This window comes from Pontibacter sp. YIM B11418, assembly GCF_059278805.1.
Genome location: NZ_JCAEMH010000005.1, coordinates 290,109 through 303,837, shown reverse-complemented (window position 1 = coordinate 303,837; position 13,729 = coordinate 290,109). Strand labels below are relative to the sequence as shown.

The 13,729-nt window shown below is 52.3% G+C and carries 4 protein-coding genes; 3 read left to right on the top strand and 1 reads right to left on the bottom strand.

What is annotated here, in order from left to right; genetic code table 11:
* Nucleotides 1-68: 68 nt before the first annotated feature.
* On the bottom strand, nucleotides 69-1,166 hold the full coding sequence (locus tag AC4QZR_RS14180) for a type I restriction endonuclease (RefSeq protein WP_494481502.1): 1,098 nt from the start codon (nucleotides 1,164-1,166) through the stop codon (nucleotides 69-71).
* Between the two features lie 571 nt (nucleotides 1,167-1,737).
* Between AC4QZR_RS14180 and AC4QZR_RS14175 the strand changes: the two genes are divergently transcribed.
* From AC4QZR_RS14175 to AC4QZR_RS14165, 3 genes are read left to right on the top strand one after another with little or no spacing between them, the layout of a single operon-like run.
* The gene (locus tag AC4QZR_RS14175; RefSeq protein ID WP_494481501.1) at nucleotides 1,738-11,277 is read left to right on the top strand and encodes an Ig-like domain-containing protein; all 9,540 of its coding nucleotides are present in this window, start codon (nucleotides 1,738-1,740) and stop codon (nucleotides 11,275-11,277) included.
* 26 nt (nucleotides 11,278-11,303) lie between these two features.
* A complete protein-coding gene (locus tag AC4QZR_RS14170; RefSeq protein WP_494481500.1) occupies nucleotides 11,304-12,299 on the top strand; it encodes a PorP/SprF family type IX secretion system membrane protein in 996 nt (331 codons plus the stop codon).
* A gap of 12 nt (nucleotides 12,300-12,311) precedes the next feature.
* The gene (locus tag AC4QZR_RS14165; protein WP_494481499.1) at nucleotides 12,312-13,610 is read left to right on the top strand and encodes an OmpA family protein; all 1,299 of its coding nucleotides are present in this window, start codon (nucleotides 12,312-12,314) and stop codon (nucleotides 13,608-13,610) included.
* Nucleotides 13,611-13,729 lie beyond the last annotated feature (119 nt).

Sequence of the window (13,729 nt, the reverse complement as noted above, 5' to 3'; positions counted from 1 at the left end):
CATTCAGTAAATGAAAAGCCCTGTAAGTTAATTGCTTACAGGGCTTTTTTAGTATTATAGGGCGGATTTTAGAGTGATTGTGCCTCAGCCACCTTATCGTATCTCAACATTGAACTGATTAGCTGTTCTGAATAATCATAGATATTGTCAAGGGAGTTAATTTCTACTTTTGCCTCTTTGCCTAGATCGTCCGTCCATGTTAAATACTTTTTAGAGGCATTTAAGTGAAGCCTACAGACTGTTTTACGGATATTGTCGTCTAGTAAAATATTAAGGTAGCGTTGCGTATCGCGGTAATAAATTCTATTGCCATCAATCTTTGTCCTAAGTATCGATTTTACAATAAAAAATCCTTCCCGCTCCAAGTCTGTGAATTCTACACCGTTTACTTCTGCTGAAGTGGGAGGAACTGGTTGAATTTGCTCTTCTCTAGGTTCTTCTTTAGTTGAGTTAGTCTCATTGGATAGCGCTGACTTTAATCTATCGCTTATAAGCTCACTTACATATTGCTGAAGAGACTTCTTGACCATTGGAGTAAATTGTTCCATTACTTTAGAAGTTACCATACCTGAATGGATCTGCTTCGCAAAGTATCTAACAAAACCCTCAGTAGGGTTGCTAAACTCTGATCCGACTATCTTTTTAATCTCACGGGTATACTTAAGTTCTGTAGCGGCATTTACAATTTGGTCGACATCAAAAGCATTCTTCTGATATTTCTTCAATTCATGCACGGCAGCCTCATTCATATCAGTTATATTGAATTCCCAGAATGGCCTATTATCCATTTTGTTAGCTTCTTCTAAATCAGTATAAAAGCGATAGATGATGCCATTAGTAAGAATGCCAAAACGTGTGCTACATACATGGAAATACCGGTGAAGCTGAGAATTATGAACATTGAGTTCTTCTCTCCAATGCTTACACTCCACAATGATGATTGGCTGGCCGTCCTTCTGTATGCAATAATCAACTTTCTCGCCCTTCTTAATGCCGAGGTCAGCCACAAATTCAGGTATAACCTCTAATGGATTAAATACATCGTAACCAAGTGCTGCGATAAACGGCATTACAAAAGCATTCTTAGTTGCTTCCTCAGTTTGAATAGTGTCTTTCATGCGGCTCACTTTTTCTCCCAGAGCCTTTATTACATCGATAAAATCCATAAGTAGTTTGTTTATAGCATTAAAAGTTAATTTATTATTAAAAAAATTAAAATATTATTGATTTAAGATAAATAATATTCAAATTTTTTATAGTATTTCAATAGGATTTGTTATGAGCTTTAGATTAAGCTTCCTTTTAAGTCATGATGTTGGATAAAACTACTTCTGCAGATTCTGCAATAAGGTATTCTGCAACACTCCTCTTGCCTCTATCTTATTCATTATCAAGGTATAATGCATTAGTAATAACTAATTTATATATTTTTTAAAGAATATTCAGTTTGTGCTGGCTTTGGAATTATAGGAAAATTGCTTTAGCAGTTTGGGGGGTGATGATGAGTGCTTTCTCTGTTAAAACATCATTCAAGCACGAGAGACAAAGGTTTTGAAGGGTAGTAGGTATTAATATTTATGGATTAATAGCTTATGAATGAAAAAGGGAGTGGTTTTTAAATATTATAATTTTCTAATGTAATATAAGTATAGTTATTAGAATATATAGGAAGCGCATAAATTTGCTGGGAAAATACTGATGCTGTATCAGTATAAATTCTTCCAACCCAGCCAATTCATGAAATCCAACACTGCTTTCTCCACCTCGCAAAGGAGCGGTAAAGTCTATGATGTTTTCAAAGTACTTTTGAAGACGCTGCCGCTCTTGCTTATCTTCTGTGGAGGGTTCTTTCTGTCGCACGAGGCAAATGCCCAGAGCCAGCTTACCCACAATTTCTCTACTCCGGCAGCCTTAAGTGGTTATTCAGCCTCCTGGCCCTGGAATACTACTGCCACCATCTCTGTCGGAGGTGTGGAATATGAGTTAACCCAAAGTGGTAATGGCAGCTGGGAGAACAGAGGCAATGGAGGCGCTAATAACAGTGCAAGCCTTTATTATAGTACAGCGGCTACAACCCAGGTAACCATCAAACGCAAGGATAATCAGAATTTTAAGTTCTATGGTCTTTGGATGAGTTACGATTGCTTCGGCGGTAGTTATACACCGCCTCACTTAACTGTAACCTATACCGGGAGCAGTCTGCCGCAGGATAAATTTAATGAACGAAACCAGCAGGGGCTGGCGCTTTCAAAAAATGTGGAGGTTAGCTCAGTTACTCTTTTCTTTTCAGGACTTCATACCTTAAACCTCGACGACCTGGTTGTAGGGAATATTGGTGCACCCTTGTCCAGTAATGCAAATCTTTCAAACCTGACTTTATCACAGGGTTCTTTGTCGCCGGCTTTTCAAGCCGGCACGACCGCTTACACAGCAAGCGTAGCCAATGCAGTAACTTCGGTTTCAGTTACGCCTGTCAAGGCTGATGCTAATGCAACTGTTAGTGTAAACGGAACTGAGCTGACTAGTGGCGTTACTTCCATACCAGTTAATCTGTATGTTGGCGCCAACACTATAACTGTTTTAGTAAGGGCACAGGATGGTACGACCAAATCCTATACCGTTACAGTGACGCGGGCTGCTGCTCCACCGGTAGCACCTTCCACCCCCGACCTGGCAAGCGCAAGCGATACAGGGCAGAGCAATAGCGATAACATCACCAACGATAACACGCCGACTTTTACCGGAACGGCAACTCCTAATACTACGATTAAGCTATATGCTGGATATACCCTGGTGGGCACTTCCACTGCCGACGGCGCTGGTAACTGGTCAGTAACAAGCAGTACCCTGCCAGATGGATACCGTACCATTACGGCAAGAGCGGAAGATGGGGCAGGAAATCAAAGCCCCGCTTCAGCTTTCTTAGATGTGAGGATAGATACAACGGCGCCTAACACTACCATAATCGCTAGCCCAGCTGCTCTTACGAACGCAACCAGCGGCACCTTTAACTTAACAAGCAGCGAGGCTGGCAACAACTTTCAAGTAAGTGTGGATGGCAGCCCGTTTACCTCCGCTGCCACGCCACTTACGTTGACGGGGTTAAGCGAAGGTACGCACACCCTACAAGTGCAGGCTGTGGATATGGCCGGAAATGTGGATCCTACACCTGCCTCCTATACCTGGACGGTCGACCTGACAGCTCCGGTCGTGACAAGCATCACCCGCCACAACCCGGCAACAGCAACTACCAACGCCAGCACTGTTACTTACCAGGTTTCCTTCAGGGAGTCCGTTATGGGCGTAAGTACAGATGATTTCTCCCTGGTAGGTACAGCAACGGCAGGAGGTACCATTGCAAGTGTAAGCGGATCGGGAGAGCGATACGAGGTAACTGTCTCCGGCATTAGTGGAGCCGGCACGCTGCGCCTGGATCTGAAGAGTGGTTCCGGTATTAAGGATGCGGTCGGCAACGTACTCACTTATGCTTATACCTCCGGCCAGGTATATACATTGGCCACGCCGTTAAGCGCCTCTATCACCTCACTGAGTCATGTGAGTTGTAATGGCGGTGCCAATGGCCAGGCTACTGTAACGGCAGCTGGCGGACTGGCACCTTATACCTATTCCTGGGGTACTGGTGGTGGAACTTCGCCAACGGCCACGATGCTTGCTGCAGGTAACTATACCGTTACCGTTAGAGATGCCCTGGGGAATACTGCCACGGCTGTTGCCAAAATTATGCAGCCTAGCGCATTAAGTGCTAGTACTTCCCAAATCAATGTTTCGCAATATGGCGGTGCCAATGGCCAGGCTACTGTAACGGCATCTGGTGGCGTGGCACCCTACACCTACTCCTGGGCCCCGTCCGGGGGGACAACAGCCATTGCAACAGGGTTACGTGCCGGCGTGTATACGGTGGTGGTGACGGATGCCAACGGGTGTACTGCGAGCCGTACGATTGCCATTACGCAACCGGCAAACACGGCCCCGGTGGCCGTCAATGATAACTATTCGGTAAACCGCGGCCAAACGTTGACTGTACCTGCACCCGGCCTGCTCGGCAACGACACCGATGCCGAGGGAGCAACACTGACTGTAACTATGGTGAATGCCCCGACATATGGCACACTGACCCTGTATGCAAACGGAAGCTTTACCTATACCCACAATGGTTCCGCCTCCTCTTCAGACTCCTTCACCTACAAGGCCTCTGACGGTGCTGCACTGAGCAATACCGCCACCGTGACCATTTCGGTGCTTACGCCTTCTACTACTACTACTACCGTGGAATCCATTACCCTGCTGGACAGAAACCCCACCAACGCAGGCAGCCTGCGCTATGCCGTCACTTTTGCTGAACCGGTAACCGGTGTGGATGCCGCAGACTTCACCCTGACACCCACCGGTACTGCAGCCGCTACGATAGGGGTCGTAACTGGCTCTGGTACCAGCTATACGGTGCAGGTCAATGACGTGAGGGGAGACGGCTTCCTGCGCCTCGACTTTACAGGTCTGGCAGGTGTGACGCCGAACGTGCGTGCCGCCTATACCTCCGGCCAGTCGTACCGCATCGATACAACGGCGCCTACCGCCTCCTTCTCCACTGTTCCTGCTGTCCTGACCAATTCTAATTCCACTTATTTTAGTTTTGGGAGCAGCGAGCCTGGCGATACCTATCAGGTAAGCGTGGATGGCAACCCCTATGCCCACCCCTATACCTCACCTTATATTTTGTCGGGTTTGAGCGAAGGCACGCATACCTTTATGGTGCGGGCCATTGATGTGGCCGGAAACGTAAGTCAGCCGGTTTCCCATACCTGGACGGTCGACCTGACGGCGCCGTTCGTATCGGGCATCACCCGCTTTAACCCTACAGAGGCCACCACCAGCGCCACAACGCTTATTTACCTGGTCACTTTCAGCGAGCGCGTGGCAGGCATAAATGCAGCGGATTTTTCTCTGACTCGTACGGGAACGGCAACAGGCACCATAGAACGTGTCACTTGGCGAGACAACAGGGTATTTGAGGTGGTCTTCAACAATGTGAGCGGAAGCGGCACTTTGCGTCTGGATGTAAAAGCGAGTGGCACCGGCATTACGGATTTAGCCAACAACGGAATCACTTCAGGTTATACCTCCGGCGAGGCGTATACCATAAACACCACCCCACCAGCCATTACCTCTGTTTCAGTGCCTGCCGATGGTACGTACAGGGAGGCACAGCAACTGGACTTCACGTTGAACTTCAGTAAAGCTGTCATAGTAAATACCCCGGGCGGAACCCCAGCGATCGGCCTTACCATAGGCACATCTTCCCGTCAGGCGTATTACCTGGGCGGCTCCGGCACCTCAGCGCTGAGTTTCCGCTACACCGTGCAGTCCGGCGATCTGGATACGGACGGCATCACGCTGTCTGCTGCCATTGCCCTGAACGGCGGAACAATAACTGACGCCTTTGGCAACACGGCGGTCCTGACGCTGAGCGGGGTGTCTCCTACGGCTAATGTTTGGGTGGATGCCGTTGCGCCAACGTTGCAAACAGTCACCATTGCCTCGTCTAACAGCGACATCACGAAAGCAAAAGCAGACGATATCGTCACGCTTCGCCTGGAAGCATCCGAGCCCATCGCCACGCCAACTGTGACCATTGCAGGACACCTGGCCACGGTAACGGCCGGTGCTGCCAATACCTACATTGCCACCTATACCCTGACTGCGACAGATGCGGAGGGCTTGGTTCCCTTCACCATCAACTACCAGGACCTGGCTGGCAACGCGGGCACAGCTGTCAGCGGCACCACCAATGGCAGCAGCGTTATCTTCGACAGAACATCGCCAACCGGAACGCTTGCCATCAACGGCGGGGCCACTCATACCGCTTCCCCAGAAGTTGCGCTGCGCCTTACAGCAACCGATGCGCTGACCGGTGTAGCCAGCATGCGTTTCTCCAACGATAACCTTACCTGGAGTGCCTGGCAGTCTTTTGCGGCAAACAAAACCTGGACCCTGCCTGCTGGCAACGGCAACCGCAAGGTATACGCGCAGTTGCGCGACGGAGCCGGCAACGTCCGTCTGGTAGAGTCACAAATCATACTGGACAATGTGCCGCTCATGCTCACTCTTTCCAGTGGTGTGGGGGCGGCCACCAACACGTCTTTTGAAGTAACCTTCACATTCAGTAAAGCCGTAACCGGTTTCTCACTTGCAGATCTGACAGTGACGAATGCGACGGCTTCTAACCTGATGACCGCAGACAATAAGGTATACAAGGCAACGATAACGCCTTCCTCCGAAGGAGAAGTAAAAGTAAGCGTAGCAGCCGGTGCAGCAATTGATATAGCGGGAAATGGCAATACAGCCTCTAATACCATCAGTACCCTGTATGACAATACAAGACCGACGCTGGTAGTTGCTACCACAGCTCCGAACCCGACCAACGCTCCTTTTGACGTGAGCTTCACTTTCGCTGAGGACGTGAGCGGCTTTGATCTGGCGGATATTATCGTTGCAAACGGTACGGTTTCCAACCTGACTGTAACAGACGGCAGGCGCTACAGTGCGCGTATCACGCCGGCAGCAAGCGGTGAGGTAGCCGTGAGCGTGGCAGCAGAAAAAGCGCAGGACATAGCCGGCAACAGCAATACTGCCTCTAATATTCTGAAGGTTCGTTACGATGCCGAGAGGCCGTCGGTGGTGCTGTCTACGAGCGCAACAGATCCTACCAATGCACCCTTTACGCTTACCATTCGCTTCAGCAAAGAGGTGACCGGTTTTACAGTGGAAGATCTGGAAATATCCAATGGACTTGCCTCCGCCTTTACCAGTGTGTCTGCACAGGAATATACAGCCCTGATTACGCCCCAGGCAGACGGAGTAGTGATCATTAACATGCTGGAGGACGTAGCCCGGGATAGAACAGGAAACGGAAATAAAGCTGCTTCCGCCTTCTGGTTGTTTTTCGACCAGACCCGGCCTACCGTAGCCCTCGCTTCGCCGGCACCGGCTACTGTGAATGGTGCGTTTGATATAACCATTAAGTTCAGTGAACCGGTAACAGGCTTTGCCGAAACAGGTATAGCCCTTGTAAACGGAACAACCTCCAGCCTGGTGGCCATGTCTGTTGATGAGTATATGGCACGCATTACCCCGCTTGCTGACGGGGAGGTGAAGTTACAGATAAGGAACAATGCAGCGCTTGACTCGGCTGGTAATCAGAACCTGGCTTCTGCCGAGCTAACCCGACGCTACGACAGCGCAAGACCACAGGTAACGGTAGCAAGCATTGTTACCAGCCCTGTCAACGCCGCCTTTACGGCACAGTTCACCTTTACCGAAGCAGTGGCAGGCTTTGATTTAACGGACGTGACCGTTACAAACGGAGCAGTTTCTGATTTTGTAAAAGTGAGTGCGACAGCCTACACCGCTCTTATTACACCTGCCTCAAACGGAGAAGTAACCGTAGCGGTGGCAGCGGGCAAAGCCAGGGACGAGGCAGGCAATGATAACCTGGCTTCCAACGTGCTCAAATTAAACTTTGATACAGACAAGCCTGCCTTGCTGCTCGCTTCTTCGGCACCGGCTGCGGTAAATGCACCATTCAGCGTGACCTTCACCTTCAGCAAGGAAGTAAGTGGTTTCGAGATAGGTGACATTGCCGTTACCAATGGCGCTGCTGCTGATTTTGCGGTAGTCGATCCGAAAACTTATACCGTACAGGTTATACCTGCTGCGGAGGGAGAAGTGCAGGTAAGCGTGGCAGCCGATAGGGCCCGGGACGCGGCCGGCAACGGCAGTGCCGCCTCCAATATGCTGACGCGCCGCTACGATACCTCTCGACCAGCTGTGGTACTTGGTACGGGCGCTCCGGATCCTGTCAACAGTGCATTCTCCATTAATATTGAGTTTAGTGAAGACGTTGCAGGATTTGCAGCTACAGGTATAGCTGTTACCAATGGCACACTTACCCGATTCAGCCAGGTTGACGGGCGCCGCTACAGCGCGCTGGTAACCCCTGCGGCAGCTGGTGAGGTAGCAGTTCAGGTTCCTGCCAACGCAGCAACGGATGTGGCCTCAAACGGCAACTTGCCATCTAACACTCTCACCCGGGTATATGACGCAGATCGTCCTGCCGTAGTGTTGGCAACCGCTGCTCCAGACCCGATAAACAGGTCTTTCCAGGTAAGTATAACGTTCACCGAGCCTGTGACAGGTTTTACAGCGCAGGATATAACGGTATCAAACGCCACGCTCTTAGGTCTGACGACAGCAGATAACAAGCTGTACACCATCGAGGTAAGCCCTTCGGCAGACGGACTGGTGACACTCTCGGTGCCTGCCGGTGTAGCACAGGACGCCGCTGGAAACTATAATACGGCTTCTGAAACGTTAACCAGAACCTTCAATGCTACCAGACCGGCACTTGCCCTGTCCACCAACGCCACCAACCCGACCAATGCTGCTTTTGAGGTGACCTTCACTTTCAGCACGGCAGTGAGCGGATTTGAAGTGAGCGATATTGCGGTGAGCAACGGAGCAGCTTCTGCTTTCACGCAAGTGTCAGCGCAGGTATACACGGCCCGTGTTACGCCAGGTGCCGAAGGTGAAGTGATCATTAACGTGACTGAAAATGTTGCCCGCGATGCTGCCGGTAACGGTAATACAGCAGCCACAACCCTGAAACTGAACATCGACAAGACACAGCCAACCGTCGTGCTGGCCTCCGGTGCACCTGAGAGGCTGAACGCAGCCTTCGAGGTAACTGTTGTGTTCAGCGAAGCGGTAACCGGATTCACAGCCGCTGATGTAACGGTTGTAAATGGTACGGTGACAGATTTCTCGGTAGAGGGTGACAAGAAGTATACCCTGCAGATCACGCCGCAGACAAATGGAGAGGTGCGTGTATCGCTCGCTGCCGGAGTGGCGCAGGATGTAGCCGGCAACCAGAATCTGGCCTCAGATCAACTCATCCGATTCTATAACAACACAAGGCCAGCAGTGGAAGTGGCAACAGCGGTGACCAGCCCTGTCAATGCCGCCTTTACAGCTCGCTTTACCTTCTCCGGGGCAGTGGAAAGCTTTGAGCTGACCAACATCACGGTAGAAAACGGAAGTGTTTCCAACCTGACAAAGGAAAGCGCTACGGTATACACCGCCCTCGTGACGCCAGTCGCAAATGGCGTGGTGACAGTCGCCGTTCCTGAGAATGTGACACAAGATGCTTTCGGGAATGGCAATCTGCCTTCCAACCGACTGCAGGTAAGCTACGATGTGAGCCAGCCAGCGCTGGTGCTGTCAACAACCGCGGCTGATGTGGTGAAGGCCCCATTTGAAGTAACCTTTACTTTCAGCAAGTCCGTGACAGGCTTTGAGCTGGGAGATATCACGGTGACCAATGGCTCGGCTTCAGCCCTGAAAGCGGTAAGCTCGTCAGTGTATACGGCCCTTGTAACGCCGCTGGCCGATGGTGAAGTAGGTATAGCCGTGGCTGCTGATGTGGCCCGCGATGCTGCCGGTAACGGCAACCAGGAGGCTGTCGCCTTAACCAGAGTGTACGACGCCACAAGACCAACCCTGGTCCTCACCACAGAAGCGAAGAGCCCGATCAATGCTGCCTTTGAGGTTGTATTTACCTTTAGCGAGCCGGTTTCAGGTTTCTCTCTGGAATATATCTCAGTAGAAGGCGGGACTATAGCCGGGCTGTCTCCTTCCGGAGCAAGCAAGGTATACACAGCAACCATCACGCCATCTGCTGAAGGGGAAGTCGCTGTAGAAGTTGCTGCGGATGTGGTACAGGATAGAGCCGGTAACGGAAATCTGGCCTCTGATGTGCTGCGCCTGCAGTATGACAAATCCCGTCCGGCGGTTACGCTTGCCACCACTGCTCCGGACCTGACCAATGCCTTCATCCCACTGACGATTGAGTTCAGTGAGCCGGTAACAGGCTTTGCCTTAGCCGATATCACGGTAACAAACGGTGCAGCCACTGACCTCACCAAAGTGAGCGAAACAAGGTATAGCGCCCTCGTGACCCCGACCGTTGACGGAGCGGTAAGTATAGCTGTTGCCGAAAACAAAGCAGCAGATGCTGCAGCGAACGGTAACACAGCCTCTAACCTGCTGAGCCTGACTTACGACGGCACAGCACCTGCCGGCTACGCCGTAGCCTGGAGCGCTACGCGTGTGGATGTGTCGAACCTGGAGGCTATTGCGCTGCTGCTTTCCGGAGCTGAGCCGGGTACTACCTATACCTACCACATCACCAGTGGTCAGGAAAGTACAGCGGTAACCGGTACGGGAGAGGTGACAGAGGAGAGCTTCGATATCGCAAACCTTGACCTGGAAAAGCTGCAGGATGGCACACTGACCGTGCGGCTATACCTGACGGACAGGGCCGGAAACAAGGGCGGTGAAGTAACGGCACAGGTCGTTAAAATTACCCGCAACATCGCCTCCGTAACAGCACCCGATATGATCGAAGTGCCAATCAGAACTACTTTTGCGCAGATTCCGCTGCCAGCCACTGTTGGCGTTTCCTACTCTAACGGAGAGACAGCGCAAGTGAAAGTACGCTGGGAAGCCGGTGCCTACAACGGGCTAGTGGCCGGACCTTATGTGCTGACCGGTATACTGGAACTGGAAGAAATGACCACCAACCTGGAGAACCTGACAGCTACAGTGACCGTGGAAGTACAGCCGAACAAAGTGCCGACGGCACTGGCCTTCAGCGCCACCACCTTTAAGCCGGAAGCCACGGCAGACGAGGTGATCGGCACGCTCTCCACCACCGACCCGGATGACACGGAGTTCGTCTACAGCCTGACAAGTGGCGAGGGGGACACGCACAATGCGCTCTTCGAGATCCGTGGCGACCAGGTATACCTCAAATCCAACAAAGGCCTGTCAGGTATGACCACCTTCACCATCCGCGTGCGCAGCACTGATCCATACGCGAACACCATCGAGCGGGCCTTTACCTTAACCAAGGAGGCTTACGACCGCACGGTAGACCAGCTCAAGATCGTCAACGCCTTCTCTCCAAACGGCGACGGCATCAACGACAACTGGACCATTCCGGAACTGCGCTTCTACAACCAGGTCTACATCCAGGTGTTCGACCGCTCGGGCATGCGCGTGTTTGAGACAAGTGACCCGGAGAAGGGCTGGGACGGACGTGGTCCGAACGGGCAGATCCTGAAAGGGGGCTACCTCTTCACCGTGGAAGTGAAGGACATCAATTGGGTGAAGCGCGGGGTGGTGACCATCCTGGGTAAATAAGTCGGCAACGCAAGAGATTCTTTGAAATGAAAAAGTTAATTCTATCCCTATTATTAGTTGCTTCTGTTCTGGGCGCAAATGCCCAGAACAGAAAGCATATTGCCAACTTCCAGCTGTTTCAGCACTACTACAATCCTTCGCTGACGGGCTACGAGGGCTCCCAGCTCAAGGGATTCCACCGCAACCAGTGGACAGGCTTTGAGGGTGCTCCCAGAACCTACTTTGCCTCGGCCGAGCTGGACCTGGCCGACCTGTCGGGCTGGCAGCAGCAGGACGTGCTCAAAACAAAGCAGCATGATTTCTTTGACCGCCAGGCCGGCGCCCGCCATGCTTTCGGCGTGAGTGTGCTGCAGGATACCTTCGGCCCCTTCTCGGAAAGCCAGGTGCACCTGGGCTATGCCTCCCGCGTGCGGCTATCTGAAAAGCTGAGTCTGCGCTGGGGCGGCGCCCTTACTTACAGCGCCCAGCGCCTGGACGGCAACAGGCTGACAGTGGACAACGAAAATGATCCGGAGTTTCAGGGGGTGCTCGGACAGCGCCTGCGACAGGGCAAGCTCGACCTGAACCTGGGCTGGACGCTGACGGCCGATCAGTTCTATTTTGGCTATGCGATGCAGGATGTGACCAAGGGCGGCATCGTGTCGGGCGGGGACGAGTTCCTGCAGGACCTTTACACCCGCAAACACCTGGTGCAGGCGGGCTACCGCACGGCCCTCTCTGATCAGTTCGGGCTGGTGGCCAATGCCCTGTTGCAGTATGATGATGAGCTGAAGGAAAGCGCCGAGCTGCAGCTCAAGGCAGTCTACCAGAACATGCTTTGGCTAGGAGGAAGCTACCGCCAAGACCTGGCCTGGAGCGCGACTGCCGGTTTGCGCCTGGATCAGTTCCGCATTGGCTACGCCTATGAAATTCCGATACAGAACGCCCGGTACGTGAGCCGGAGCACCAACGAGATCTCCCTGACCTATAACCTGATCCCGGTGAAGTATCCGAAGTACGGAAGACAAGTGACAATCTGGTAAAGCAAAGTGAACATGAAGAAGATCGTATACACCATCGGGTTGATGCTGGGGGTGATGGTAACGGGCCAGGCCCAGACCAAACTCCTGGAAACGAATGCAGAAATGGCCGGTGTGGCCCTGGTGGGAGAGGAGATGCTCCTGATCACCAAAAAGGAGGATGGCGGCCAGTACCTCTATACTGCCCGTCTGAATAATCCGGAAGCGGCCGAGCGGGCCCTTTCCCTGAACGCTGGTCAGGTGAACGCCGTGGTTGGCGGCAACCTGGCAGCAGGCGAAGTGTTCGTCTACCACAAGTCTGGCCGAAGGGCAGAGAAGATCAGCATCTACAAATGGACAAACGGGGAGTTTGTGAAGGGGGCGGAACTGCCTTTGCCCCGCTTGCGCAACCACTCCTACAACCTGGGCCTATACCTGACCCAGGACCGGCGCCAGCTGTATATTGCCGCAGAACTGGCCGGTTCGCAGGGCTATGATGATCTATACCTGAGCGAGTGGAATGATGACAGCTGGTCCAGACCAAGGAATCTGGGCAGGCAGGTAAATTCCAAAGCAGCTGAGTTTGCCCCTTTTGTCAGCAACGATTCCCTTTTCTTTTCGCGTCAGCAGGGAGAGACGGCCTACATTTATGGAGCGCCCCTAAAGAACGGACAGGCGGGTGCAGCGGTGCGGCTGGCAGGTGTGGTCAATGGGAAAGAGGCCTACAACGCCTACCTGAGCAAGAGCAAGGACCAGACGATTTGGGTGAGCGCGACCACACAGGAGCAGCCACGCTACATTGCCTATTTGCAGGGGGAACAGCTAGCCGAGGCAGCAGCAGCCCCTGCACCACTTGCCGAAGCAGCAGCAACAGCACCTGCCGAAGCTGTTGCAGCACCACCGGCTGATACTGTTGCAGCAGTACCTGCCGCAGTGGCCGCAGAACCTTTAAAAGCAGAGGTACCACAGAAGAACGTGCTGGCGGAAGTAGCTGCTGCCGAACCTGTAAAAGCAGCAGCAATGCGGACTGCTGCGCCGTCGCTGGTGCTCTACAACGAGTTTAACCGGGTGCACCTGAGCCTGCAGCAACTGGCAGGCTTGTCGCGCTTTTTGCGCCAGCAGCCGGACGGCACTTCCTTTGTCATCAAAGGTTATTCGGACGGCTACGGCGAGCCTGCGGCCAGGCAGCGGGTAAGTGAACAGCGCGCCCACAGCGTGAAAAACTATATGCAGCGTTACTTTGCAGACAAGGGTTTCGAGATGGAAATAGAGGGCGAGGCGCTGCCCGCAAAAGGCAAAGCCCACCGAAAAACCGAGTTATACCTGGTGCAATAGTGAGTGACTGTTTATTGCTGGCAGGATATCAACACAGGAGGCCGCTTTCCAAAGAAGTGGTCTTCTGCTTTTTTACGTCATTATGTAGTTTTTTTAACACTTAATACGCCCTTCCTATC

What these genes read in the sequence shown, in the direction of transcription:
- AC4QZR_RS14180 (WP_494481502.1), bottom strand. Translation starts at nt 1,166, where the DNA reads ATGGATTTTATCGATGTAATAAAGGCTCTGGGAGAAAAAGTGAGCCGC.
- AC4QZR_RS14175 (WP_494481501.1), top strand. Translation starts at nt 1,738, where the DNA reads ATGAAATCCAACACTGCTTTCTCCACCTCGCAAAGGAGCGGTAAAGTC.
- AC4QZR_RS14170 (WP_494481500.1), top strand. Translation starts at nt 11,304, where the DNA reads ATGAAAAAGTTAATTCTATCCCTATTATTAGTTGCTTCTGTTCTGGGC.
- AC4QZR_RS14165 (WP_494481499.1), top strand. Translation starts at nt 12,312, where the DNA reads ATGAAGAAGATCGTATACACCATCGGGTTGATGCTGGGGGTGATGGTA.